Source organism: Thermomonas sp. (assembly GCF_046293095.1).
GTDB lineage: Bacteria > Pseudomonadota > Gammaproteobacteria > Xanthomonadales > Xanthomonadaceae > Thermomonas.
On the sequence record NZ_JBKBPN010000007.1, the window covers coordinates 14,439 to 37,243 of the forward strand.

At 69.8% G+C, this 22,805-nt stretch carries 23 protein-coding genes and 1 other RNA gene; 8 read left to right on the top strand and 16 right to left on the bottom strand.

The window, feature by feature from the left end; all coding sequences use genetic code 11:
- Positions 1-5: 5 nt before the first annotated feature.
- Positions 6-1,298, top strand: coding sequence for a lipid IV(A) 3-deoxy-D-manno-octulosonic acid transferase (gene waaA / locus ACK4SG_RS11605; protein ID WP_409601914.1), 1,293 nt, complete (start codon positions 6-8; stop codon positions 1,296-1,298).
- Positions 1,299-1,377: 79 nt separating this feature from the next.
- Here waaA and ACK4SG_RS11610 read toward each other — a convergent pair whose 3' ends face one another.
- The 10 genes from ACK4SG_RS11610 to ACK4SG_RS11655 all read right to left on the bottom strand — a co-directional run bounded on the left by ACK4SG_RS11610 (position 1,378) and on the right by ACK4SG_RS11655 (position 9,230).
- Positions 1,378-2,715, bottom strand: coding sequence for a TolC family outer membrane protein (locus tag ACK4SG_RS11610; RefSeq protein WP_409601915.1), 1,338 nt, complete (start codon positions 2,713-2,715; stop codon positions 1,378-1,380).
- Positions 2,716-2,733: 18 nt separating this feature from the next.
- Positions 2,734-3,387, bottom strand: a complete 654-nt coding sequence (locus tag ACK4SG_RS11615; RefSeq protein ID WP_409601916.1) for a protein-L-isoaspartate O-methyltransferase family protein — start codon at positions 3,385-3,387, stop codon at positions 2,734-2,736.
- Between the two features lie 165 nt (positions 3,388-3,552).
- The gene (locus tag ACK4SG_RS11620) at positions 3,553-4,185 is read right to left on the bottom strand and encodes a TetR/AcrR family transcriptional regulator (RefSeq protein WP_409601917.1); all 633 of its coding nucleotides are present in this window, start codon (positions 4,183-4,185) and stop codon (positions 3,553-3,555) included.
- 137 nt (positions 4,186-4,322) lie between these two features.
- Positions 4,323-4,970 (bottom strand): ribose-5-phosphate isomerase RpiA, encoded by a 648-nt coding sequence (gene rpiA, locus ACK4SG_RS11625; RefSeq protein ID WP_409601918.1) that lies wholly within the window; start codon positions 4,968-4,970, stop codon positions 4,323-4,325.
- 82 nt (positions 4,971-5,052) lie between these two features.
- Positions 5,053-5,523 (bottom strand): EVE domain-containing protein, encoded by a 471-nt coding sequence (locus ACK4SG_RS11630; RefSeq protein ID WP_409601919.1) that lies wholly within the window; start codon positions 5,521-5,523, stop codon positions 5,053-5,055.
- Between the two features lie 20 nt (positions 5,524-5,543).
- Positions 5,544-6,137, bottom strand: coding sequence for a 5-formyltetrahydrofolate cyclo-ligase (locus ACK4SG_RS11635; protein ID WP_409601920.1), 594 nt, complete (start codon positions 6,135-6,137; stop codon positions 5,544-5,546).
- A gap of 29 nt (positions 6,138-6,166) precedes the next feature.
- Positions 6,167-6,349, bottom strand: a non-coding RNA gene (gene ssrS, locus ACK4SG_RS11640) — 6S RNA.
- Between the two features lie 62 nt (positions 6,350-6,411).
- On the bottom strand, positions 6,412-6,702 hold the full coding sequence (locus tag ACK4SG_RS11645) for a cell division protein ZapA (RefSeq protein ID WP_409601921.1): 291 nt from the start codon (positions 6,700-6,702) through the stop codon (positions 6,412-6,414).
- On the bottom strand, positions 6,699-6,920 hold the full coding sequence (locus ACK4SG_RS11650) for a TIGR02449 family protein (protein WP_409601922.1): 222 nt from the start codon (positions 6,918-6,920) through the stop codon (positions 6,699-6,701). The genes ACK4SG_RS11645 and ACK4SG_RS11650 overlap by 4 nt, the downstream gene beginning before the upstream one ends.
- Before the next feature lie 9 nt (positions 6,921-6,929).
- Positions 6,930-9,230 carry a putative bifunctional diguanylate cyclase/phosphodiesterase gene (locus ACK4SG_RS11655; protein ID WP_409601923.1) on the bottom strand — a complete coding sequence of 767 codons (2,301 nt, stop codon included), beginning with the start codon at positions 9,228-9,230 and terminating at the stop codon, positions 6,930-6,932.
- A gap of 87 nt (positions 9,231-9,317) precedes the next feature.
- On the opposite strand from ACK4SG_RS11655, the gene ACK4SG_RS11660 reads away from it, so the two are divergent.
- Together ACK4SG_RS11660 and ACK4SG_RS11665 are read left to right on the top strand one after the other, a co-directional pair.
- Positions 9,318-9,860 (top strand): UPF0149 family protein, encoded by a 543-nt coding sequence (locus ACK4SG_RS11660; protein ID WP_409601924.1) that lies wholly within the window; start codon positions 9,318-9,320, stop codon positions 9,858-9,860.
- A gap of 5 nt (positions 9,861-9,865) precedes the next feature.
- Complete coding sequence (locus tag ACK4SG_RS11665; RefSeq protein ID WP_409601925.1) at positions 9,866-11,188, top strand: aminopeptidase P N-terminal domain-containing protein; 1,323 nt, start codon at positions 9,866-9,868, stop codon at positions 11,186-11,188.
- 36 nt (positions 11,189-11,224) lie between these two features.
- Here the strand turns inward: ACK4SG_RS11665 and pepQ are convergent, their stop codons facing one another.
- The 6 genes from pepQ to rph all read right to left on the bottom strand — a co-directional run bounded on the left by pepQ (position 11,225) and on the right by rph (position 17,798).
- A complete protein-coding gene (pepQ, locus tag ACK4SG_RS11670) occupies positions 11,225-12,541 on the bottom strand; it encodes a Xaa-Pro dipeptidase (RefSeq protein WP_409601926.1) in 1,317 nt (438 codons plus the stop codon).
- Positions 12,542-12,611: 70 nt separating this feature from the next.
- On the bottom strand, positions 12,612-12,956 hold the full coding sequence (locus ACK4SG_RS11675; RefSeq protein WP_409601928.1) for a PilZ domain-containing protein: 345 nt from the start codon (positions 12,954-12,956) through the stop codon (positions 12,612-12,614).
- Positions 12,946-15,171 (bottom strand): DUF1631 family protein, encoded by a 2,226-nt coding sequence (locus ACK4SG_RS11680; RefSeq protein ID WP_409601930.1) that lies wholly within the window; start codon positions 15,169-15,171, stop codon positions 12,946-12,948. The genes ACK4SG_RS11675 and ACK4SG_RS11680 overlap by 11 nt, the downstream gene beginning before the upstream one ends.
- 78 nt (positions 15,172-15,249) lie before the next feature.
- Positions 15,250-16,401 (bottom strand): radical SAM family heme chaperone HemW, encoded by a 1,152-nt coding sequence (hemW, locus tag ACK4SG_RS11685; protein WP_409601932.1) that lies wholly within the window; start codon positions 16,399-16,401, stop codon positions 15,250-15,252.
- 62 nt (positions 16,402-16,463) lie between these two features.
- Positions 16,464-17,045 (bottom strand): RdgB/HAM1 family non-canonical purine NTP pyrophosphatase, encoded by a 582-nt coding sequence (gene rdgB / locus ACK4SG_RS11690; protein ID WP_409601934.1) that lies wholly within the window; start codon positions 17,043-17,045, stop codon positions 16,464-16,466.
- A gap of 12 nt (positions 17,046-17,057) precedes the next feature.
- Positions 17,058-17,798 carry a ribonuclease PH gene (rph, locus tag ACK4SG_RS11695; RefSeq protein ID WP_409601936.1) on the bottom strand — a complete coding sequence of 247 codons (741 nt, stop codon included), beginning with the start codon at positions 17,796-17,798 and terminating at the stop codon, positions 17,058-17,060.
- A 67-nt stretch (positions 17,799-17,865) separates the two neighbouring features.
- Here rph and ACK4SG_RS11700 point away from each other — a divergent pair, with 67 nt between their 5' ends.
- From ACK4SG_RS11700 to ACK4SG_RS11720, 5 genes are all read left to right on the top strand, one after another.
- Positions 17,866-18,732 carry a YicC/YloC family endoribonuclease gene (locus ACK4SG_RS11700; RefSeq protein WP_409601938.1) on the top strand — a complete coding sequence of 289 codons (867 nt, stop codon included), beginning with the start codon at positions 17,866-17,868 and terminating at the stop codon, positions 18,730-18,732.
- Between the two features lie 3 nt (positions 18,733-18,735).
- On the top strand, positions 18,736-19,353 hold the full coding sequence (gene gmk / locus ACK4SG_RS11705; protein WP_409601940.1) for a guanylate kinase: 618 nt from the start codon (positions 18,736-18,738) through the stop codon (positions 19,351-19,353).
- Positions 19,354-19,768: 415 nt separating this feature from the next.
- A complete protein-coding gene (rpoZ, locus tag ACK4SG_RS11710; RefSeq protein ID WP_409601942.1) occupies positions 19,769-20,068 on the top strand; it encodes a DNA-directed RNA polymerase subunit omega in 300 nt (99 codons plus the stop codon).
- A gap of 101 nt (positions 20,069-20,169) precedes the next feature.
- The gene (locus ACK4SG_RS11715) at positions 20,170-22,341 is read left to right on the top strand and encodes a RelA/SpoT family protein (RefSeq protein ID WP_409601944.1); all 2,172 of its coding nucleotides are present in this window, start codon (positions 20,170-20,172) and stop codon (positions 22,339-22,341) included.
- 68 nt (positions 22,342-22,409) lie between these two features.
- On the top strand, positions 22,410-22,793 hold the full coding sequence (locus ACK4SG_RS11720) for a RidA family protein (RefSeq protein WP_409601946.1): 384 nt from the start codon (positions 22,410-22,412) through the stop codon (positions 22,791-22,793).
- Positions 22,794-22,805: the final 12 nt, after the last annotated feature.

Consider the following 22,805-nt stretch of genomic DNA (forward strand, 5'->3'; position numbering starts at 1 on the left):
TGCGGATGCAGGCCGATCTCACAGAGCGTGTGCTGCGCGGCCTGTATTCGGCCGCGTTGTACCTGCTTGTCCCGGTCACGCTGTACCACCTGGTCTGGCGCGGTTTCCGCCAGCGCGCCTACTTCCAGCGCTGGGACGAACGCTACGCAAGTTATCCGCCGGCAACGCCTGCTGCGCCGCTGTGGCTGCACGCGGTATCAGTGGGCGAAGTGAACGCCGCCGCGCCGCTCGTCGACCGGCTGCGGGCGCTGCGCCCGGACCTGCCGCTGGTGATCACCACGATCACGCCGACCGGTTCCGAGCGCGTGCGAGCACTGTGGGGCGACGCGGTGTTGCATGTCTACCTGCCGTACGACTTGCCGGGTGCGGTCGGTCGTTTCCTGGACCGTTTCCGTCCGGTGCTGGCGCTGATCGTGGAGACCGAGCTGTGGCCGAACCTGTTGTTTGGCTGCCGTGATCGCGGTATTCCCACTTACATCCTCAATGCGCGGCTTTCGGCGCGCTCCCTGCGCGGCTACCGCGTGCTGGCACCGTTGGTGCGGCGGGCATTGGCAAGCGTGCATCGGGTCGCGGCACAGTCGGAAGACGACGCGCGGCGCTTTGTTGCACTGGGCGCGCGGCCGCAGGCCGTGCAGGTCACCGGGAACCTCAAATTCGACATGGCCGAGGTGGACACCACCGGCTTTGTCGCCGACTTTCGCGCGGCGCTGGGGGTGGCGCGTCCGGTCTGGATCGCGGCCAGCACCCATCCGCAGGAGGAAGCTGCAGTGCTGGCTGCCCACCGGCGCCTGCGCCAGCACCATCCCGATGCGCTGCTGCTGTGGGCGCCGCGTCATCCCGAGCGCTTCCGCGCCGCAGCGCTGGCCGCGCGCGAGGCCGGCTTCGCCGTGGCCTGCCGCAGTGGCGACACCTGGCCGCGATCGGACGCTGGCGTGTTCGTGATCGACACGCTGGGCGAGTTGCCGCGCTTCTACGCCTGCGCGGCCATCGCCTTCGTCGGCGGCAGCCTGCAGCCGATCGGCGGGCACAACCTGCTGGAGCCCGCGGCCACCGGGACGGCCATCCTCAGCGGTCCGCACCTGCACAACTTCGCCGACATCGCACGCCGCCTGCGCGAGGCGCAGGCGATGCGCGTCGTGGACGATGCCGATGCGCTGGGCGATGCGCTGCGCGAACTGTTCGAGGATGCGCAGGCGCGTCGGGAGATGGTCGAGGGCGCGGCGCGATTGCTGGCGGAGGGGCGCGGTGCGCTGGAGCGCACGCTGGCATTGATCGCGCCCAGCCTGCCGCTGCCCTGAGCCGGGCCCTGCGATGCCCCAGGTGCGCGGTTGCGCACCTGGCTGCATGGGGGTTGCGGGGCCGGGCTGCCGCGCGGACTCAGCGGTCCGCCAGGGACGGCTCGATGGGTTTGTCGGTGGTCAGCAGGCGGTTGATGTCCTCGACATCGGCAATGTCCAGGGTGCCGGCGGACTGCTCCAGCTGCAGGCGTGCCTGCAGGAAGTTGTATTTGGCCTGCGCATACGCCTGCTGGGCGGAGAACAGGGTGCGCTGGTTGTTCAGCACGTCCAGCACCGTGCGCGTGCCCACTTCCAGGCCAACCTGCGAAGCGTCATAGGCGCTCTGCGCGGCCACCAGCGCCAGACGGCGGGCTTCCACTTCGCTGATGCCTGCCACCAGCGCCTGGTAGGCATTGCGCGTGCTGCGCTCGATCGCACGGCGGGTCTGCTCCACGGCATCCGCCGCGGCATCGCGCTGGGCCAGCGCACTGCGCACGCCGGACTGGGTGGCGAAGCCGGAGAAGATCGGGATGTTCAGGGTCAGGCCGACGCTGGTGTTGGCGTTGTTGCTGCCGACGAAGGCCGGGTTGTCGTACAGGCCGGGGATGTATTTTTCGTAGTCGGCCCGCAGCCCCAGGGTGGGGTAATGACCGGCGCGTGCCGTGGAGACGCCGGCTTCGGCGGCTTCCAGGGTGGCTTGCTGCGCCTTCAGGTCGGGGTTGTTGGCCAGCGCGTCGGCCACCCAGGCATCCAGGCCCTTCTCCGGCGGCAGCGCCGGCTTGAAGTCATCGGGCAGGCCCTTGAGGTTGGCGACCGGGGCGCCGGTGATTTGCACCAGGGCCTGGTAAGCGTCGCGCACGGCGTTGCGTGCCAGGATGGTGTTGGCGCGTGCACCGTCGTACTGGGCGCGGGCTTCGTACACGTCGGTGATTGGCGCCAGCCCCACTTCCAGGCGCTTGCTGGCGAAGTCGAACTGCTTCTTCAACGCGGTTTCCGCGGCCTCGGCCGCGGTCAGCGTTTCCAGCTGCACCAGCACGGTGAAATAGGCGGCGGCGGTGCGGGTGATCAGGTTCTGGCCCGCGGATTCCAGCGTGAAGCCGCCGGCGCGGTCCTGCGCCTTGGCGCCGCGCAGCGCGCTGTAGTTGCCCAGGCTGAGCAGCGACTGGTTGAGGCTGAGGCCCCACGAGCCGGTGCGCGACGCACCGCCGGGGCCGCCGTTGTCAATGCGCGTGCTGCCCACCGAGCCGCCCAGGTTGGGCAGCAGGTTGGCGCGCGCCTGCACCGGCTGCTCGGCGGCCAGCGCGCGGTTGGCTTCGGCGGCGGCGTACTGCGGGTCGCTGCTGCGTGCTTTCTGGTAGCTCTGCAGCAGGTCGTCTGCCTGCGCCGCAGCCGGCAGCAGGACGAGGGCAAGGGCAAGGGCAAGCGGGCGACGCGACATGGGGGAGCCTCGGAGGGTTTAGAGAGTGAACGCGGGCACCGGTTCGGCGCCCGCGAGATAGGGGAGGTCGGTTTCGAACAACGACTCGACGCGGCTGCCGTTGACCGTGCGGTGCACCAGCACCGCCTCCATCGCCGGCGAATGGCCGTGCACCACGAACATGCGGCCGCCCGGGTTGAGCCATTCCAGGAAGCGGGCCGGGATGCTGGCCACCGCGCCGCTGACGCAGATCGCGTCAAAGCCGCGGCCCGGCGACCAGGCGAACGCATCGGCCGCATGCACGCTGGCATTGCCGATGCCCTGCGCCGCCAGGCGTGCCTGTGCCGCGTCGGCCAAATCGGCATGGCGATCGATGGCCACCACTTCGCGCGCCAGCTGGGCGAGGCAGGCGGCAAGGTAGCCGCTGCCGGCGCCGATCTCCAGCACGCTCTCGGTGGCAGTGGGCAGCAGCGCCTGCAGCGTGCGGCCTTCCAGTACCGGCTTCATCATCGTCTCGCCATGGCCGATCGGCAGTGCGATATCGGCATAGGCCAGGCTGCGCAGCGCATCGGCCACGAAGGCCTCGCGCGGCATCCGGGCCAGAGTCTCCAGCACGCGCGGATCCAGTACGTCCCAAGGACGCACCTGCTGTTCCACCATGGTTTCACGGGCGCGGGCGAAGTCGATGTTCATGTGGGGAAAATCCGTTGCAGGGAACTGTTCATTGTAGTACTGCGGGCGCCCTGTCTGCCGGCAGTCTGGCCGTACCGGTACACCAGCACGCAGTGCCGGAAGTCACCGGCGCACGGGTGGGCCGCCGTGCCGTTCAGGCGCCTGTCGGCACGCGTGCGGGCAGCCTTAGCGGCGTCCATAGGCACGCAGGAAGAGTTCCACCACGCTGGCCAGATGCGTCTGCGCCGGGGCATCGGTAGGGCAGCCGAGCACTGCACGCGCGTGCGGTTCGCCCTTGAGCAGGGCGAAGAAGTGGCTGGCGGCACGGTCGGGGTCGTCGATGTCCAACTCGCCGGCGGCGATGCGGCGCCGGAGCAGTGCGGCAAAGGCGTCCTGGACGCACTGCGGGCCGGCCTCCCAGAACATCGCCGGCATGTGGCTGGTGGCGACTTGCGGCGAGCACAGGATGCGATGGCCGGCAATGGCCTCGGGGTTCATGACCATCGCGAAGAAGGCCTGGGCGATTTCCAGCAGGCGGTCGCGCAGCGGCACCTGCGGATCCGGCTCGAACAGGCGGGTGGGCATGCCCTGTTCGCAATGCGCGCGAACCGCCTCGGCAAACAAGCGGTCTTTGTCGCCGAAGTGGCTGTAGACGGTGAGCTTGGAGACCCCGGCTTCGGCGGCCACCTGATCCATGCTGACGCGGTCGAAGCCCTGCTGGACGAACAGCCGCTTGGCCGCGTCCAGGATGGCGGCGCGCTTGGCGAGATCCTTGGGGCGGCCAGGGCCGGCGGGTTTGCAGGCGGCGGTGCGGGGCATGCGCAGGGCGGGCAGCGGGGTTACGGTGTTTATACCATACCGCGCAGTTCAATATATGGATGCGGCCTTGCCGTCCGTCCCCGGCCTGCCCCTGCCAGAAGGCAGGGCCGACGGCGGCGTTGCCCGCAGGGCAGGCGTCAGAACACCCGCGGCGGCTGTCCGCCAACGATCACGACGTCGGCCGGGCGGCGCGCGAACAGCCCCACGCTGACCACGCCCGGGATCTGGTTGAGTTCACGCTCCATCGTCAGGGGGTCGACGATGGTCAGGTTGTGCACGTCCAGGATGATGTTGCCGTTGTCGGTGGTGACGCCGTCGCGCCATACCGGCTGACCGCCGGTCATGCGCAGGATCTCGCGGGCCACCAGGCTGCGCGCCATCGGGATCACTTCCACCGGCAGCGGGAACTTGCCCAGTACGTCCACCTGCTTGCTGGGGTCCACGATGCAGACGAAGCGCTCACTGGCCTCGGCGATGATCTTCTCGCGGGTCAGCGCCGCGCCGCCGCCCTTGATCAGCTGCTTGTGCGGGTTGCATTCGTCGGCGCCGTCCACGTACAGCGGCAACGGGCCGGCGGCATTGAGGTCGATCACCTCGATGCCATGCGATTTCAGGCGTGCGGTGCTCTGCTCGGAGCTGGACACCGCCCCCTGGATGCGGTCCTTCCACGCCGCCAGCGCGTCGATGAAGTAAGCGACGGTGGAGCCGGTGCCCACCCCGACGATCATGCCGTCCTCGACGTAATCGATGGCTTTCTCGGCGGCGAGTTTCTTGGCGTTGGACATGCGGGAACCTGCGGTGTGTAGGGAGAAAAAGGAAGGGATGCCAGCTGTGGCCGGCATGCGCCGGGTCAGCGAAGCGGCGCGCTCATTCCAGCGTGAGCAGCAGCTTCCATTGCGCGGCAGTGACCGGGAACACCGACAGCCGGTTGCCCCTGGCGGTCAGCGGGAAGCCTTCGCCCAGCGCGTCGGCGTGGCGCTTGATCTCTTCCAGCGGGATCACGCGCCGCAGCTTGCGCTGGAAGGCGACGTCCACCAGAAACCAGCGCGGGGCCTCCCGCGTGGCCTTGGGGTCGAAGTAGTCCGAGCCGGCATCGAACTGGGTGGGGTCGGGATACGCGGCGCTGGCCACGGTGGCCAGGCCGGCGATGCCCGGCACCTTGCAGTTGGAGTGGTAGAACATCACGCCGTCGCCCACCTGCATGCCGTCGCGCATGAAGTTGCGCGCCTGGTAGTTGCGCACGCCGTTCCACGGCTCGGTGCCGACCCGCGCCAGGTCGTCGATGGAGAAGGCGTCCGGTTCGGACTTCATCATCCAGTAGCGCTTGCGCGGGCTCATGCGTCGGTTCCTGTCCGGTCCTATCCGGCGGTCGTGGCGATCAGGGTGGCGTCCTCGCAGCAGACGGCGTCCAGGCGCACGTCCCAGGCTTCACGCGGCAATGCGTCCACCCGCTGGGTGGCGAAGGCCGCGCCTACCAGCCACGGCGGCGCGGGCTGGTGGCGGCGGACAGCAAGGCTGCGATCGTACCAGCCGCCGCCCATGCCCAGCCGGTGGCAATCGTCGTCGAAGCTGACCAGCGGCAGCACCACCAGCGCCATGTCCTCGGCGCGCAGTGCGCCGTCGACCGTGACATCGGGCTCGGGGATGCCGAAGCGGTTGGTGACCAGCGGATCGCCCGCCCGCCACGGCGCGAAGCGCAGGGTACCGTCGTCGTGCAGCAGCGGCAGGCAGTAGACCAGCCCGGCCGGCAGGCGCAACTGGAAGGCGTGCAGGCCGATTTCGCCGTCCATCGCCCAGTAGCCGGCCACGTAGCCGGTGGCGGGCAGGAACGGCAGGGCCAGCAGGCGGTCGGCCAGCGCTTCGGCGCCGGCAATGCGGGCGGCGGCGGGCAGGGCGCGGCGGCGGGCACGGAGGATCTTGCGCAACGCGGCGCGGTCGGGGGGCGGACTCACGCGGGGACGGGCCGGGCTGCGGGGAAGGAATGTCTCCGCCGTGGCGATGCGTGCGGAACGACCTTGAACCCGGGGTTCAAGTGGGAACGCGTGGCGGCCATCGGGCTTTCCGCTCGGGGCGGACCTGCACTCCCGGCTGCCATTACGTCCCCGCGGTCGTTGTTAAGGGACAAGGCGAATGTTTCGCACACCGTCGCTCACGGCAGAGGACGCGCACAGTATAGCCGCTCGCCGCCGATGCGACGTCGCATGTGACGGCCCGCGTCGGCGGGATTCAGCTTTGCGCCAGCAGCGCGTCCAGCTTGCGGTTGGCCTCGTCGATCAGCGCCAGCGCGGCGCGGCCGGGCGCGGCCGGCTTGGCCGTCTGCTGCTGCAACTCGTGGGCGAGATTCAGCGCGGTCAGCACGGCCAGGCGGTCCGGTGCAACCATCTTGTTGCCGCCGCGCAGCTCGCGCATCCGCGCGTCCAGCATGCGTGCGGCCGAGGCCAGCCCGGCGCGCTCGTCGTCACTGACGCCGACGGTGTATTCGCGGTCCAGGATGCGGACGGTGACCGGTTCGCTCATGTGTGCTGCTCCAGCGATTTCAGGCGCCCGATCATCGCCTCGACGCGGCTGCGCGCCTGTTCCTGCTTGGCCAGCAGCTGGGCGCGCTCGCTCGCCATCTGCTCGACCTGCTGGCGCAGCACCCGGTTTTCCTCCTGCAGGCGCTGCATGCGCGCGCCCAGCAGGTCGATCCGCGCCAGCAGCTTGTGCAGTTCGCCTTGCAGGTCGCGTTCGTCCATCCGCGCACCTTAGGCAGGCGGCGTGGCGGGGTCAAGCCGCGCGCCGCGGGGCGCCTGCGTTTCCAGCAGAAACTGCAGGCAGGCCTGGTCCGGCAGCGGGCGCGAGATCCAGTAGCCCTGCGCCATGTCGCAGGCATGCCGTTCCAGGAAGGCCAGCTGGCCGGCGGTCTCCACCCCTTCCGCCACCACCTGCAGGCCCAAGGTGCGGGCCATCGCGATGATGGTGGTGGTGATGGTGGCATCCTCGTGGTCGTCGGGCGACACCAGCCCGTCGATGAAGGCCTTGTCGATCTTCAGTGTGTTGATCGGCAGGCGGTGCAGGTAGGCCAGCGAGGAGTAGCCGGTGCCGAAGTCGTCGACCGCGATGGAGACACCCAGCGTGCGGAACGCGTGCAGACGCTCGCGCGCGACTTCCGCGTTGGCCATCAGCACGCTTTCGGTGAGTTCCAGTTCCAGCGCCGAGGCCGGCAGGCCGCTGTCGTGCAGCGCGGCGCTGACCGCGCCCGGCAGGTCGCTGCGCAGCAGCTGCAGGGCGGAGACGTTCACCGACATCCTGACCCGGGGGTCCAGCCCGGCGCGTTGCCAGGCGGCCAGCGTGCGGCAGGCCTCCCGCAGCACCCACTCGCCAATCTGGACGATGGCACCGCTTTCCTCGGCCAGCGGGATGAATTCGTCAGGCCCGATGCTGCCGTACTCCGGGCTGGTCCAGCGCAGCAGCGCCTCGACCGCGCCGCAGCGGCCGTCCGCCAGCACCCGCTCCGGCTGGTAGGCCAGCGAGAGCTCGCCGCGTTCGGCCGCCCTGCGCAGCGCTACGATCAGGCTGGCGCGGCGGCGGATGTTGCCGTCCATAGCATCCGCATAGCGCTGGAAGGCGCGCTTGCCACTGCCCTTGGCCTGGTACATCGCGGTGTCCGCATGCTTCAGCAGCTCGGTGGGGACCTGGGCGTGGTCGGGGAACAGGCTGATGCCGATCGACGGCGAAATCGTGAATTCGTAGCGCTCGTCCAGCCGCAGCGGTGCGTCGAAGGCGGTGATGATGCGGGCGGCGCACAGGTCGGCTTCGGCCGGGTCGGCGACGTCCTCCAGCACCACCGCGAACTCGTCGCCGCTGATGCGGGCGACGGTGCAGCCTTGGCTGGCCACCTCCTGCAGCCGCTGCGCCGCGGCCCGCAGCACGCGGTCGCCGGTGGCGTGTCCCAGCGAGTCGTTGACGTTCTTGAAATTGTCGAGGTCGATGAACAGCAGGGCCAGCCGTGTGCCGCGCCGGCGTGCGGCGACGATGGCGTGCGACAGCCGCTCGGCCAGCAGGGTGCGGTTGGGCAGGTTGGTCAGTGGATCGTAGTTGGCCAGGTAGCGCAGCTCTTGCTCGATCCTGTGGCGCTCGGTGATGTCGCTGGCGACCAGCACGAGCAGGCGTCGCCGGGTGGTGGGCTCCAGGATCTGGTTGCACCGCATCGCGCACAGGAAGTCGCTTCCGTCCTTGCGGCGCTGCCACATTTCGCCGTGCCAGTCCTGCTGGGCCAGGATCGCCTGGCGGGCGTCCTGGTAGAACGCAGGATCGTGGCGGTCGCCGTTCAGCAGGCTGGTATCGCGGCCGATGACCTCGTCCTCGGGATAGCCGGTCACGCGACTGAAGGCAGGGTTCACCGCGATGAAGCGGAAGTCCTCGTCCATCACGGCCACCGATTCGGCCATGTTGCGCATGACTTCGGTGGCGATCTGGTTCTGGCTCTCCAGCTCGCGCAGGGAGTCGATATTGCGGGCGGTGCCGGCGATGCACACCACCCGGCCCTGGTCGTCATGCTGGACCGCCCGGCCGCGCACGCGCATCCACTGCCACTGGCCGTCCTCGCCCAGCATCCGGTGTTCGGACACGAACACCTGCGATGCGCCGCGCAGGTAGGTACGCAGCCGGTCGAGCACGTGCGGCAGGTCGTCCTGGTGTATCTGCGGGGGCTCGCCGTTGCCGGAATGGACCGTCAGCCGGTCGTCCCGGTTCGGGGTGACCCGCATCACCTCCAGCGCCCGCTTCCGCAGGTCGTAGCGCCAGTACAGTTCGCTGGAGGCCCACAGCGACAGCCACAGTTGCTGCTCGTGCTCCCGCTGCGCACGCTGGTGCGCGCGCTGTTCGCGTTCGCGCCGGTGCTGGGTGGCGATAGCCAGCCAGGCCAAGAGCAGGACCAGCAGCGATAGCAGCAGGATCAGCGAATCGGCAGGGGTCAATCCCGCATCCGCGGCAAGGGCAGCGGAGGGCCACAGCAGCGCGCTGCCGGCCAGTCCCGTCCTCCTCATCGCGACCCGAAACCCCATCGGCGCAGTGTAGGCACGGCCAGTGGGCCGCAACAAGCGCCGCCCGGCGATTGCTAGACTGGACGCCCCCCTGCGCGAGAGCCCCGCGTGAGCGAAACCGAGTTGCCCTCCTGGGTCGATGTGGCCACCGCGTCCGAGCGACTGGCGCTGGCCAGCACCCCTGCCGAGCTGCACGGCGCCTTGTGCGGCTGGCTGGCGGCGGGCGGTGCCGACGTTGTTGCTTGGCCGGCCCTGGTGATGGCCGATCCCGGCCTGCCGGCGCCGCAGCCGGATGACGCGCTGGACCGTCTGCGCGCGGCCAGCGCGGCGCAGCTGGCCGATCCGGATTTCGGCTTCCAGCTGCTGCTGCCGGAAGGCGAGAAGACCGTGGTCCGCGCCGCTGCGCTGTTTGCGTGGTGCCGCGCGTTCCTGGGCGGGTTCGGCCTTGCGGTTGACGGCAAGCCGCTGTCCGAGGAGGGGCAGGAGGCCCTACGTGACCTGGCCAACCTGGGCGCCGCGCAGGTGGACGAGAACGACGACGGCAGCGACGAGGACGCGTTGGTCGAGATCGAGGAGTACCTGCGCATGGCGGTGCTCCTGCTGCACGCCGATTGCGCGCTGGGGCCGCAGCACCGCCAGCGCCTGCACTGATCCCGATGCGGCCGGTCACCGCCCAATGGCGCCAGGTGCTGGCCCGCCGCCGCCGGCAGCTGATGCAGGCTGCCGGCGATGGCGCGATTCTGGTGCTGCCGGCGGCGCCCGAACGCATCCGCAGTCGTGATACCCACTACCCCTACCGGCAGGACTCCGACTTCTGGTACCTGACCGGCTGCGACGAGCCCGAGGCGGTGCTGGTGCTGGTGCCGGGCCGCCGCCACGGCGAAGCCATCCTGTTCTGTCGCGAGCGCGACCCCGAGCGGGAGGGCTGGGATGGCCCCAGACTGGGTCCCGAGGGCGCGGTGGAGGCGTTGGGCCTGGACGATGCCTACCCTATCGCCGACATCGACGACATCCTGCCCGGCCTGCTGGAAGGCCGCCGTCGCGTGCACTACCACCTGGGCCGCGATCCCGACTTCGACCTCAAGCTGATCGGCTGGCTGAACCGGGTGCGCGCGCAAGTGCGGCAGGGTGCGCAGCCGCCGCAGGAATTCCTGGAACTGGGCCACCTGCTGGACGAGATGCGCCTGTTCAAGTCGGCGGACGAGATCGCGCTGATGCAGAAGGCCGCCGACATCAGCGTGGAGGCGCATCGTGCGGCGATGCGCGCGGCCCGGCCCGGCATCCACGAATACGAACTGCAGGCCGAGGTGGAGCGGGTGTTCCGCCGCCACGGCGCCGAGCCCGCCTATGCCAGCATCGTCGGCGCCGGCGCCAATGCCTGCATCCTGCATTACCGCGCCAACGCCGCGAAAGCGCGTGCGGGCGAGCTGGTGTTGATCGATGCCGGTGCCGAGTACCGCGGTTATGCCAGCGATATCACCCGCACCTTTCCAGTCGGCGGCCGTTTCAGCCGCGAGCAGCGCGCATTGCACGACCTGGTCTGCCGTGCTCAGGCCGCGGCGCTGGCGCAGGCGCGGCCCGGCGTGCCGTACGAGGCCGGGCATGCGGCCGCGGTGCGCACGCTCTCCGACGGCCTGCTCTCGCTCGGCCTGTTGCAGGGATCACTGGAGGCAGTGGTTGCCAATGGCGACTACAAGCGCTTCTACCGCCACAAGACCGGGCACTGGCTGGGCCTGGACGTGCACGACGTCGGCGAATACCGCATCGACGGCGCCTCGCGCCTGCTCGAGCCGGGCATGGTGTTCACCATCGAGCCCGGCCTCTACATCCCCGCCGACGACGCCACGGTGCCGGCGAAGTGGCGCGGCATCGGCATCCGCATCGAGGACGACGTGCTGGTCACCCGCGACGGCCACCGCGTACTGACCGGCGGGCTGGAGCGGAGCGCGGACGAGGTCGAGGCGCTGATGGCCGGTTGATGGCGGCCCCGGCGCCCTGCGCCGGGGACGTGGACCTCACGCCGCAAAGGCCTCGCGGGTCAGGTTGAGCGGGGCGTCGTCCGTGCACACCACATCGTCCTCGATGCGGATGCCGCCATAGGGTTTGAACGCGTCCACGCGATCCCAATCCACCGCATCGCCCTGGCCCTTCGCTTTCAGCTCGTCCAGCAGCATGTCGATGAAGTAGATCCCCGGCTCGATGGTGACCACCATGCCGGGCGCCAGCGTGCGGGTCAGGCGCAGGTAGGGATGGCCATCGGGCCTTTCGATCGTGCCGCCGGCATCGGAGGCGGCGAAACCGGCCACGTCATGCACCTGCAAGCCGATGCCGTGGCCGATGCCGTGCGGGAAAAACGCGCTGGAGACGCCACGGGCCAGCGCTTCTTCCGGCGACACCTTGAGGATGCCGAAGTCGCGCAGCACGCCGGCCAGCAGACGGTGCGCCTGCAGGTGGATGTGCGCGTAGTCGGTGCCGGCGCGCACCATGTCGCACAGCTCCAGCTGCGCGGCATCGACGGCGCGGATCATCGCCGCGAACTCGTCGTCAGCCGCCGAGTAGGTGCGGGTGATGTCGCTGGCGTAGCCACCGAAGCTGGCGCCGGCATCGATCAGGAAGCTGCGCACCGGTGCGGGCGGCAGGCGGTCGCGGTGGGTGTAGTGCAGCACCGCGGCGTGTTCGTTGAGCGCGACGATGTTCCCGTAGGGCAGGTCGTTGGCGTCCTGGCCCGCGGCCTGGCAATACGCCAGGTGGATGCCGAACTCGCTGGCGCCGGCGCGGAACGCACGTTCCGCCGCGCGGTGGGCGCGCACACCGATGCGGCTGGCCTGCCGCATCATCTCGACCTCATAGGGCGTCTTGAACGCGCGGTGGTACTCCAGGTACTGCATCACCGGCTCGGGGTTATTCGGCACGTAGCTGCCCAGCGCACTGTGCGGCTCGCCGACGATGGCGCAGCGGAAGACCGGCGGCAGCAGGCGGATCGCCGCGTCGGCCGTGCGGATGACCTCGATGTCGAAGTGCTCGGCCCAATAGCCGGCGGGCGCGGCGGGCACCACGTGCCAGTAGTCGTGCGGTTGCAGGAAGATCAGCTTAGGCCGCGTGCCCGGGGTGATGACCAGCCAGCTGCCCGGCGCCTGCGTCAGCGGCAGCCAGGCCTTGAACTGCGGGTTCACCGCGAACGGATAGTCGCGGTCGTCGAAGGCGTGGTAGTGAACGTTGCCGCTGGGGACCACCAAGTGGTCGTGGCCGCTGCGGCGCAGCGCTTCGGCGGCGCGGGTCTGCAGGGTTTCCAGATGCTGCGGGTACAGGGACGACAGGACGGTGGACGACATGGCGGCTGCGTTGTGCGGGGGAGCCCCGATTGTCGCGCATCCATCGCGCGGGTGCAGGCCGGGGCCGGACTTACTGCTCGGGTTGGGTGGTCCAGACGCGCAGGCGTCGGGTGGCTTCGGCGGACAGACCGAGGAAGCGCAGGCCGATCCAGGATTGTCCCGGTGCGCCGGCGCGCTCCTGCCACAGCACGTGCGCACCCACTTCGATCGGCTGCGCGGCGCCGATCCCGTCGGGCAGGCGGAATCGGAACTGGAACAGCGCATCGTCCGGCAGGGGACGGTTGGCGATCAGCAGCATCCCGCCCACCGACAGGTTGCCGAGGTAGCCCACCACCTCTTCGGTGAGGGTGTCGACGACGTCCACCCGCCCGGGGACGGCGCGGCGCGGCTGGCGGCGGCGCGGGTCATCGGTCATGGCGGGCCTCCTTGTCCGGCGCGGCATCCCCCGGGGCGATGCGCTGCAGACTGTTGAGGGTGGCGTCCCAGGCGTTGGCGGCCGGGGGGGCGACGTTCTCCAGCAGCCGCAGCCGGCCGTCGGCCAGCTTGCGTGCCAACCCGTCCAGATTGTCGTTGCCCACACGCAGGCCACGCCGGTTCACCAGCAGCACTTGATCCGTGTGCTGGCTGATCCAGGCCAGGCGCCGGCGCTGCGGGCCGTCCTGTCCGGGCTCATCGATGTCCACCCATGCCGGCAGCGTGAGCGTGCGCAGCCGCCGGTAGGCGGCCTCTTCGGCGGGTGTCCGCGGAGCGGGGGAAGACGCGGGTTGGGGGGTGTCGCCAGCCGCGCCCAGGCGCGCACGGGCGCGCAGCTGCACCAGCAGTTCGGTGCGCGAGCCGTGGTCGTCGTCGGCGTCTGGCCGGTTGGCCAGCTGCGCGGCGATGGCGCCGGCATCCTCTGCGTGATAGCCCACTTGTTCCAGCGCGGAGCGGACCTGTTCCAGCACCGCCGGGTCTGGCGGCTGGGTGGCATCGCCACTGGCTGCATCGACGATGCGGGCGGTGATCGCCAGCAGTTGCCGCCAGGCATCCGAGTCTTCGCCGCTGCGCAGCTGGGCCAGCGACAGCACGTCCACCCAGGCCTGTTCCATCAAGGTGGCATGGAAGCGTGGCAGGGTGCGGCCCTGCAGCAGGCCTGCGATCGCATGGGTTGCGTGCCGGCGCGCCAGTTCCAGGCGGTCGCGGCCGCGCGCGGCGTCGATCTGCCGGCGTTCCGCCATCTCGGCCTTGCGATCCAGCGCCTGCAGGCCGGACTGCAGAGTCTGGTTGGCTTCCGCGAAGGTTTCCACGGCGCCGCTGGCGTCCTGCTGCACATGCGAAGCGGCACGCTGCAGCAGGCCCAGCCATTGGGCATCCAGGTCATCCTCGGCCAGCCATTGCGCACCGGCCAACGAGATGGCATCCAGCAGCTGGCGCGCGGGGTGGGTGGCGTCGGTGAAGAAACCTGGATCACGCAGCGCCAGTTGCGTCAGCGGCAGGCGCAGGCGCTCCAGCATCGCCTCGCCCGGACTGGCCTTGCGCAATTCCCGCTGCAGTTGCGACAGGAACAGCGACAACAGTTCGAAGCTGTCGCCGTCCGTTTCCGAGAGTGCGACCCCATGGCCGTGGGCCTGGCGCGCCTGTGCCAGCAGGATCTGGCGCAGATCGGCCAAGGTCTCGGCCTTGCCGATGCTGCCGCGCATCCTCTCCAGAGTGGCCAGCACTTCCGCGTGCGGCAGCGCTTCGAGCTGGCGCTCATCACGGCTGCCCGGCCGCAGCTTGGCCAGCAGCGCGCGGCGCTGGTGCAGCAGCGCCTGCAGGGCGGCGAAGTCAGGACTGCCGGCGCCTCCGGTCGATTGGCCGATGGCCCGGGGATGGACTTGGCCTGCATCATCGGCACGTCCTGCGCGCGCTGGCGCGTCTGCAGGCGCGGTGACAGCCGCGCCGCCACCGCGCACGCGCATGGGCACGAAGCTGAGATGCGGCAGGATGCCGTCGTCGATCAAGCTGTTGTTGAAGGCCTCCACCAGCGTGGGATAGGACTCGACCAGCATCCGCTCGAACTGCTGGAACAGCTGCATCCGCGCATGGCGCGACAGCTGCAGCTGGTCGGCAGCTGTGGCCAGCGCACCGCACAGCGCATGCGGCCCCAGCGGCAGGGTCTCGCCAGTGAATGCTGGCGCGGCGGCCAGCACGCCGAAGCGCTGGCACAACAACTGCAGGTCCAGACTGCTGCGGGACTCGATCCGGCTCGCCATGTTGTCCAGCACGAACTCGTCGCTGACAGTGTCCTCTTCCACCAGGCTCAAGGTCAGCACAGGGGGGGCGTCGGGTATGCTGGCATCACGCCGCGCGGACTGCAGCCCGGCCAGACCCGATTCGATCCGGTCAAGGAAGCTGCGCACAAACAACTGCACGCCGCCACCAAGACTGCGCATCGAGGCCAGCCTGGCCGCCTCCAGCTTGGGGTCGCTGACAGGCGGGGTGCGCGCCAGTGCCAGTTCGGTTTCCTGCAGCACTTTTGGCAGTTCCTGCTCCATGGCGGCGCGCAGACCCTGCAGCAGGTGCTCCAGCGCCTGGCGGACGCGGCTGGGCAAGCGGGCGGCGGCCAGCGTGGCGGGTTCTATGCGGTCGTTGGGTCGGGACGGTGGCACGGCGCGTGGGCGCCCCCCTGGCGCATTGGCGATTGCCCCATGGTATGCGGCAACGGGGGGCGCCTCAATCCACGCGGACTAGTCCAGGAACAGGCCAATCACGTCGTTGGCGAAGCGCCGGCCCAGTTCGGTCGGCCGCAGCCAGGCCGGGTCGGGCTCCAGCCAGCCGCGCGCGCGGGCATCGGCCAGCCGGTCGGCGATGGCGGCCAGAGGCAAGCCGGTCCGCGCTTCGAACAACGCTGCGGGCACGCCCTCGTTCAGGCGCAGCGCATTGAGCATGAAGTCGAACGGCAGCCGCTGTGGGGTCAGCACCTCGTCGCCGCCGACCGCCGCGGCGGTGCCGGCCTTGGCGAGGTAGTCGGTGGGATGCTTCACCTTCCAGCGGCGCAGCACCTGCTGGTCGGCCCCCAAGGTGAGCTTGCCGTGCGCGCCCGCGCCAATCCCGAGGTAGTCGCCGAAGCGCCAGTAGTTGAGGTTGTGCGCGCACTGCCGCCCCGGGCGGGCGTAGGCGCTGATCTCGTATTGGGCGAAGCCGGCCCCGGCCAGCCGGGCCTGGCAGGCCTCCTGCATGTCCCAGGCGTCGTCCTCGTCGGGCAGGCCCTGCGGCGGGCGCGCCGCGAACACGGTGTTCGGCTCCAGGGTGAGCTGGTAATGGCTGAGGTGGGCGGGTGCCAGCGCCAGTGCGCGCTCCACGTCGTCCAGCGCCATCGCCAGGGACTGGCCCGGTAGTGCGTACATCAGGTCGATGTTGAGGTTGTCCAGGCCGGCGTCCTGCGCGGCCTTCACCGCGCGCTCGGCATCAAAGCGGGAATGGATCCGGCCCAGCCGCTGCAGGCAGCCGTCGTCGAAGCTCTGCACGCCGAAGCTGAGCCGGTTCACGCCCGCCGCGCGATAGCCGGGGAAGGGGCCGTGCTCCACCGTGCCGGGATTCGTCTCGAGGGTGATCTCGATGTCCGGGGCGAAGCGCAGCCGCGCGCTGGCCTGCTGCAGGAAGCGGTCGATCGCCTCCGGCGGGAACAGCGAGGGCGTGCCGCCACCGAAGAACACGCTGTGGACCACGCGCCCCCAGGCCAGCGGCAAGTCGGCATCGAGGTCGGCAACCAGTGCATCGACATAGGCGTCGAACGGCAGCGCGCCCTTGCCGGCGTGCGAATTGAAATCGCAGTACGGGCATTTGCGCACGCACCACGGCAGGTGCACGTACAGCGAGAGAGGCGGCGTGGTCAGCATGGTTCGTGACGTAGGGGCGGCTCCAGCCGCGACCGGTGGGCCGGCATGCGGCCGGAGCGTGGCTACCCCAGCAATTCCCGCAGCCGGGCCAGCGCGCGGCCGCGGTGGCTGTCGCGGTTCTTGATGTCGGCGGGCAGTTCGGCGGCGCTACACCCGTGGGCGGGGGAGAAGAACACCGGGTCGTAGCCGAACCCGCGATCGCCGCGGCGTGCCGCCAGGATGCGGCCGGTCCATTCGCCCTGCGCGATCAGCGGCATCGGGTCGTTGGCATGGCGCACCAGCGCCAGCACGCAGACGAAGCGCGCCGTGCGGGCATCGTCAGGCACGCCATCGAGTGCCTGCAGCAGCTTGTCGATGTTCGCCTCGCTGTCGCCGTGGGTGCCCGCGTAGCGCGCCGAATACAGGCCGGGCGCGCCGCCCAGCGCGTCCACGCACAGGCCGGAGTCGTCGCCCAGGGCGGGCAGGCCGGTGGCGCGCGCGGCGTGGCGTGCCTTGAGGATGGCGTTCTCCACGAACGACAGGCCGGTTTCATCGGCATCGCCGACGCCGAACTCGGACTGCGCGTGCAGCACGCAGCGGTCGCCGAGCAGGTCGCGCAACTCGGCCAGCTTGCCGGCGTTGCCGCTGGCCAGAACCAGTTCCATCGCGCCCGGCCCTTACCTTGCCAGCGCCGCCTGCTGCGCGGCAAACAACGCGGCGCAGCCCTTCTCGGCCAGCGCCAGCAGGGCATCCAGCTCGTCGCGGCGGAACGCATGGCCCTCGGCGGTACCCTGCAGTTCGATGAAGCCGCCGCCGTCGTTCATCACCACGTTCATGTCGGTGTCGCAGGCGCTGTCCTCGGCGTAGTCCAGGTCGAGCACGGGCACGCCCTGGTAGATGCCCACGGACACCGCGGCTACCGCGCCGACGATGGGCATGCGGCCGTTCGCCGGCAGCTTCAGCTCGCGCCGTGCCACCAGGCCTTGCACGGCATCGACCAGCGCCACGTAGGCGCCGGTGATGGCAGCGGTGCGGGTGCCGCCGTCGGCTTGCAGTACGTCGCAGTCCAGTGTGATGGTGCGCTCGCCCAGCAGCGCGCGGTCCACGCAGGCGCGCAGGCTGCGGCCGATCAGGCGCTGGATCTCCAGCGTGCGGCCGCCCTGTTTGCCGCGGGCGGCCTCGCGGTCGCTGCGGGTGTGGGTGGCGCGCGGCAGCATGCCGTATTCGGCGGTGACCCAGCCCTCGCCCTTGCCGCGCAGGAACGCGGGGGCCTTGTTCTCCACGCTGGCGGTGCACAGCACGCGGGTGTCGCCGAAGCTGACCAGCACCGAGCCTTCGGCATGGCGGGTGAAGCCGCGCTCGATGGAGACGGGGCGCAGTTGGTCCGCGGTGCGGCCGCTGGGACGGGAGAAGGACATGCGGGGGAGGCCGGAAAACGACGGGGTGCTAGATTACCATCCGCATCCCGATGGCCCTGGATACCGCATGATCCGCAGCATGACCGCCTTCGCCGCTGGCGAGCGCGCTACCCCATGGGGCGTGCTGTCCGCCGAGTTGCGCGCGGTGAACCACCGTTTCCTCGAGCTGGGCCTGCGCCTGCCGGACGAACTGCGCGTCGCTGAATCCGCGCTGCGCGAGCAGGTTGCCGCGCGGGTGTCGCGCGGCAAGCTGGATCTGGTGCTGCGCCTGCGTGCCGCACCCGCCGGGGGCGAGGGCCTGCAGGTTGACGCGGCCCTGGTGGCCAGGCTGGGCGCGTTGGCCGAGCACCTGCAGCAGGCTTTCCCGCAGCTGCAGGTATCGTTCACCGATCTGTTGCAGTTCCCGGGCGTGCTGCAATCGTCCGGTGTCGACGGCGAGGGTCTGCAGCGCGAGGCGCTGGCCCTGCTGGAAACGGTGCTGGACGACTTCACCGCCGCGCGCGAACGCGAGGGCGGCAAGCTGGCGACGGTGATCGCCGAGCGTGCCGACGCCATCGCCCGCATCGCCGCCGAGGTGCGCGCGCTGGTGCCGTTGATCCGTGCCGGCCAGCGCCAGAAGCTGGAGGCGCGGCTGGCCGACCTCGCGCAGCCGGCCGATCCCGGCCGGCTGGAGCAGGAGCTGGTGCTCTGGCTGCAGAAGCTCGACGTGGACGAGGAGCTGGACCGCCTGGACAGCCACCTGGTCGAACTGCGCCGCATCCTGAAGGATGGCAAGGCGCCGGTCGGCCGCCGCCTGGACTTCCTGCTGCAGGAGTTCAACCGCGAGGCCAACACCCTGGGCAGCAAGTCGGTGGACGCCCGCACCAGCAATGCCGCGGTCGAGCTGAAGGTGCTGATCGACCAGATCCGCGAACAGATCCAGAACATCGAGTAGCCCATGCGCGGAACCCTCTACATCGTCGCCGCGCCTTCGGGCGCCGGTAAATCCAGCATCGTCAACGCGGTGCTGGCCCGCGACCCCAACATCCGCCTGTCCATCTCGTTCACCTCGCGCGCGCCGCGCCCGGGCGAGCGTCACGCCGAGCACTACAACTTCGTCACCGCCGCGGAATTCGAGGCCATGGTCGCGGCCGGTGATTTTTTCGAGCACGCGCGTGTCCACGGCGACTGGAAGGGCACCGCCCGCCAGTCGGTAGAGCCGCTGTTGGCGGCCGGTCACGACGTGCTGCTGGAAATCGACTGGCAGGGCGCCCGCCAGGTGCGCGCCAAGGTGCCGGACGCGGTCAGCGTGTTCATCCTGCCGCCCTCACGGGCGGCGCTGGAGGAGCGCATGCGCAAGCGCGGTCAGGACAGCGAAGAGGTCATCCAGCGCCGGCTGGCGGCCGCGCGCGAGGAAATGAGCCATTACGGCGAGTTCGACTACCTGATCGTCAACGAGGTGTTCGAGACGGCGGTGGCCGAAATGTGCAGCATCTTCACCGCCAGCCGGTTACGCAGGGATGCCCAGGTGGCCCGCCACGCCAGGCTGATCACCTCCCTGCTGGTCGATCCGTAGGCCCCCGGTCCAACCGGAGTTTCGCGGCGCCGGGTCCGGACCAGCCCGCGCGTCGGGATGGGCTGACATGTCCCGAGATGGATTGGGGAATCTCCGAACAACTTCGGAGATGCCCGTCGCCCATGGAGGGCCGACCCCGCAGCGATCGCGCAAGCGATGGATGCGCGTGCGCCGCGCCCGGGCATATGCCGGGCACGGCGTGGGCTGACAACGCCAGGATGGCGTTGTTCAGACCTTCCTGAGTTCGGTTCTTCCCGGTGGATCGCCTGCCCGGGTGGGGCAATAGGCGGTAGGATGACAGTGGTTTGGTGCTAAGCATTTGATTTAAAAGGCGAGGCCTTGCGGAGTGCTGCGCTGCCGGCTAGACTTGCCGCCCCCTTGATCGCTTGCGCGGCCCGCTGGCCGCAGGACACACATGGCCCGGATTACCGTCGAAGACTGCCTGCAGGTGGTCGACAACCGCTTCGAACTCGTGATGATGGCGGCCAAGCGTGCGCGCCAGCTGGCTGGCGGCGTGGAGCCCAAGCTGGACAACAGCGAAGCCAACGACAAACCGACCGTGCTGGCGCTGCGCGAGATCGCGGCCCGCGCCATTGACACCGACTTCATCGATGCGGTGGAGAAGGCCGAGCGCGAGCGCAAGGAGCGCGAGGCGTTGGAGTGGGCGGCGGCCGAGGTGGTGGCTGCCGACGACGACATGAAGGGCGACGACTGAGCGCGTCTTGCGCCATCGCCCACGGAAGCGGCCCTGCGGGGCCGCTTCTGCGTTGTGGGGTTCCGTTTGCGGGCGTGGCGCGGCAGGGTTAGGCTCGACGCATGACGCCCGGCGATCCCGCGCTAGCCCTGCCCGACACCGCGCCCGACGCGGCGGCGGTGCCGGACTACGTGCAGGCGCTGGAGCGGGCCGCCTACTACCTCGACGATGCCCAGCGCGCCCAACTGCGCCGGGCCTGGGCGGTGGGCGCGGCGGCACATGCCGGGCAGACCCGCAAGTCGGGCGAGCCCTACATCACCCATCCGGTGGCGGTGGCGCAGGTGCTGGCCGAGCTGGGGCTGGACGTGGAGACGCTGGTCGCAGCGATCCTGCACGACACCATCGAGGACACCCCGCTGAGCCGGGCCGACGTTGCCGCGCAGTTCGGCGAGACCGTGGCCGAGCTGGTCGACGGCGTGACCAAGCTGGACAAGGTGCGTTTCGCCGACCGCCAGGAAGCGGCCGCGGAAAGCTTCCGCAAGATGCTGCTGGCGATGTCCCGCGATCTGCGGGTGATCCTGATCAAGCTGGCCGACCGCCTGCACAACATGCGCACGCTGGGCGCGCAGTCGGCGGAGGCGCGCCGGCGTATCGCCATCGAGACGTTGGACATCTACGCGCCGATTGCCCAGCGCCTGGGCATGAACCTGATAAAGGCCGAACTCCAGGATCTGGGCTTCAAGGCGTTGCATCCGTGGCGGCATGCGGTGATCGCCAAGCGCATCCGCAGCCAGCCGCTGGTGCGGCGCGAGGCGCTGGGGCAGATCGAGGCGCGGCTGGCGCAGCGTCTGGCGCTGGAGAAACTGAACCATCGGCTGATCGGCCGGGTCAAGACGCCATGGAGCGTCTACACCAAAATGCGTGCGGAGCGACGCAGCTTCGACCAGGTGATGGATGTGTTCGGTTTCCGCGTGGTGGTGGACACCGTGCCGGATTGCTACCACGCGCTGGGTGTGGTGCATGGCGTCTACAAGCCGTTGGACGGGCGCTTCCGCGATTTCATCGCCATTCCCAAGGCCAACGGCTACCAGTCCTTGCATACGGTGCTGTTCGGTCCCTACGGCTCGCCCATCGAGGTGCAGATCCGCACGGGCGAGATGGACCTCATCGCCGAGCGTGGCGTTGCCGCGCATTGGGCGTACAAGATCGGTCTGGAGGGCGCCGGCAACAGCGCGCAGAGCCGGGCGGCGGCCTGGATCGCCAATCTGGTGGAAAGCCAGCGCGGGACCGGTTCGTCGCTGGAGTTCCTGGAGAACGTCAAGGTCGACCTGTTCCCGGACGAGGTCTACCTGTTCACGCCCAAGGGCGACATCCTGGCGCTGCCGCGCAATTCAACCGCGCTGGATTTCGCCTACGCCGTGCACACCGACGTCGGAAACCGTGCGGTCACCGCGCGTGTGGACAAGCGGCTGGCGCCGTTGCGCACCAAGCTGGCCAGCGGACAGACCGTGGAGATCATCACCGCCAAGTCGGCGGTGCCGACCCCACAGTGGCTGGAGTTCGTGGCCACCAGCAAGGCGCGCACCGCAATCCGCCAGCAGCTCAAGCAGCTCGAGCACGAGGACGCCGTGCAGCTGGGCCACTACATGCTGGATCGTGCGCTGGGCGCCCAAGGCACTGCGTTGGACCGCATCCCGGTGGCGCGGCTGGATGCCTACCTCGCGGAGAACCGCTACTCGCGGCTGGAGGCCATGCTGGCGGACATTGCGCTGGGCAACCGCATGCCCTCGCAGGTCGCGCTGGCGCTGGCGCATGGCGAGGCGGAGCAGGCTGCTGGCGAGGTCCTGGCGCCGCAGGAACGCATCCTCATCACCGGCAACGAGCGCGGGGTGATCAGCTTCGCGCAGTGCTGCCTGCCGATTCCGCGCGACGAGATCATGGGTTACCACAGCGCCGGCAAAGGCATCGTGGTGCACCGGATGGAATGCCCGAACCTGGCCGAGTACCGCAAATCGCCCGAGCGCTGGGTGGCAATCGGCTGGGATCGCGAGGTGTCGGGCCATTTCAGCTCGGCGATCCGCGTCGAGGTGGAGAACCGCCCTGGGGTGCTGGCGCAGGTCGCGGCTGCCATCGCCAATGCGGATTCCAACATCGACCGCGTGGAATATCTGGAGCGCGACAGCAACATCGCCGTGCTGCGCTTCGGCATCGATGTGGCCGACGCGCGCCACCTGGCCGAAGTCATCCGCGGCGTGCGCCGGCTGCAGGTGGTGCAGGACGTGCAGCGCTGCTGAGCCGGCTGGCGCCTGCGGGGTGCACGTTACAATCGCAGCCTGCTTTCCCGTCCGACTCCGGAGCCGCCATGTCCCGCACCCCGATCCATACCGACGCCGCGCCTGCTGCCATTGGCCCCTATTCCCAGGCGATCCGTGCTGGCGACACCGTGTACCTGTCGGGGCAGACGCCGCTGGTGCCGGCCACCGGCCAGATGGTCGAGGGCGACATCGAGGCGCAGGCGCGGCAAGCGTTCGACAACCTGAAGGCGGTCTGCGAGGCCGCCGGTGGTTCGTTCGACCACGTGGTCCGGCTGGGCCTGTACCTGACCGACCTGGCCGATTTCGCCCGCGTCAACGCGGTGATGGCAGAGTACTTCAGCCAGCCTTATCCGGCCCGTTCCACCATCCAGGCGTCCGCACTGCCGCGCGGCGCTGCCTTCGAGGTGGACGGCGTGATGGTCCTGCGCTGATCCGCTGGCGCA

Bases quoted from the DNA above. Each gene is read 5' to 3' on its own strand.
- waaA (WP_409601914.1), top strand. From the start codon at position 6: ATGCAGGCCGATCTCACAGAGCGTGTGCTGCGCGGCCTGTATTCGGCC.
- ACK4SG_RS11610 (WP_409601915.1), bottom strand. From the start codon at position 2,715: ATGTCGCGTCGCCCGCTTGCCCTTGCCCTTGCCCTCGTCCTGCTGCCG.
- ACK4SG_RS11615 (WP_409601916.1), bottom strand. From the start codon at position 3,387: ATGAACATCGACTTCGCCCGCGCCCGTGAAACCATGGTGGAACAGCAG.
- ACK4SG_RS11620 (WP_409601917.1), bottom strand. From the start codon at position 4,185: ATGCCCCGCACCGCCGCCTGCAAACCCGCCGGCCCTGGCCGCCCCAAG.
- rpiA (WP_409601918.1), bottom strand. From the start codon at position 4,970: ATGTCCAACGCCAAGAAACTCGCCGCCGAGAAAGCCATCGATTACGTC.
- ACK4SG_RS11630 (WP_409601919.1), bottom strand. From the start codon at position 5,523: ATGAGCCCGCGCAAGCGCTACTGGATGATGAAGTCCGAACCGGACGCC.
- ACK4SG_RS11645 (WP_409601921.1), bottom strand. From the start codon at position 6,702: ATGAGCGAACCGGTCACCGTCCGCATCCTGGACCGCGAATACACCGTC.
- ACK4SG_RS11650 (WP_409601922.1), bottom strand. From the start codon at position 6,920: ATGGACGAACGCGACCTGCAAGGCGAACTGCACAAGCTGCTGGCGCGG.
- ACK4SG_RS11655 (WP_409601923.1), bottom strand. From the start codon at position 9,230: ATGGGGTTTCGGGTCGCGATGAGGAGGACGGGACTGGCCGGCAGCGCG.
- ACK4SG_RS11665 (WP_409601925.1), top strand. From the start codon at position 9,866: ATGCGGCCGGTCACCGCCCAATGGCGCCAGGTGCTGGCCCGCCGCCGC.
- pepQ (WP_409601926.1), bottom strand. From the start codon at position 12,541: ATGTCGTCCACCGTCCTGTCGTCCCTGTACCCGCAGCATCTGGAAACC.
- ACK4SG_RS11675 (WP_409601928.1), bottom strand. From the start codon at position 12,956: ATGACCGATGACCCGCGCCGCCGCCAGCCGCGCCGCGCCGTCCCCGGG.
- hemW (WP_409601932.1), bottom strand. From the start codon at position 16,401: ATGCTGACCACGCCGCCTCTCTCGCTGTACGTGCACCTGCCGTGGTGC.
- rdgB (WP_409601934.1), bottom strand. From the start codon at position 17,045: ATGGAACTGGTTCTGGCCAGCGGCAACGCCGGCAAGCTGGCCGAGTTG.
- rph (WP_409601936.1), bottom strand. From the start codon at position 17,798: ATGTCCTTCTCCCGTCCCAGCGGCCGCACCGCGGACCAACTGCGCCCC.
- ACK4SG_RS11700 (WP_409601938.1), top strand. From the start codon at position 17,866: ATGATCCGCAGCATGACCGCCTTCGCCGCTGGCGAGCGCGCTACCCCA.
- gmk (WP_409601940.1), top strand. From the start codon at position 18,736: ATGCGCGGAACCCTCTACATCGTCGCCGCGCCTTCGGGCGCCGGTAAA.
- rpoZ (WP_409601942.1), top strand. From the start codon at position 19,769: ATGGCCCGGATTACCGTCGAAGACTGCCTGCAGGTGGTCGACAACCGC.
- ACK4SG_RS11715 (WP_409601944.1), top strand. From the start codon at position 20,170: ATGACGCCCGGCGATCCCGCGCTAGCCCTGCCCGACACCGCGCCCGAC.
- ACK4SG_RS11720 (WP_409601946.1), top strand. From the start codon at position 22,410: ATGTCCCGCACCCCGATCCATACCGACGCCGCGCCTGCTGCCATTGGC.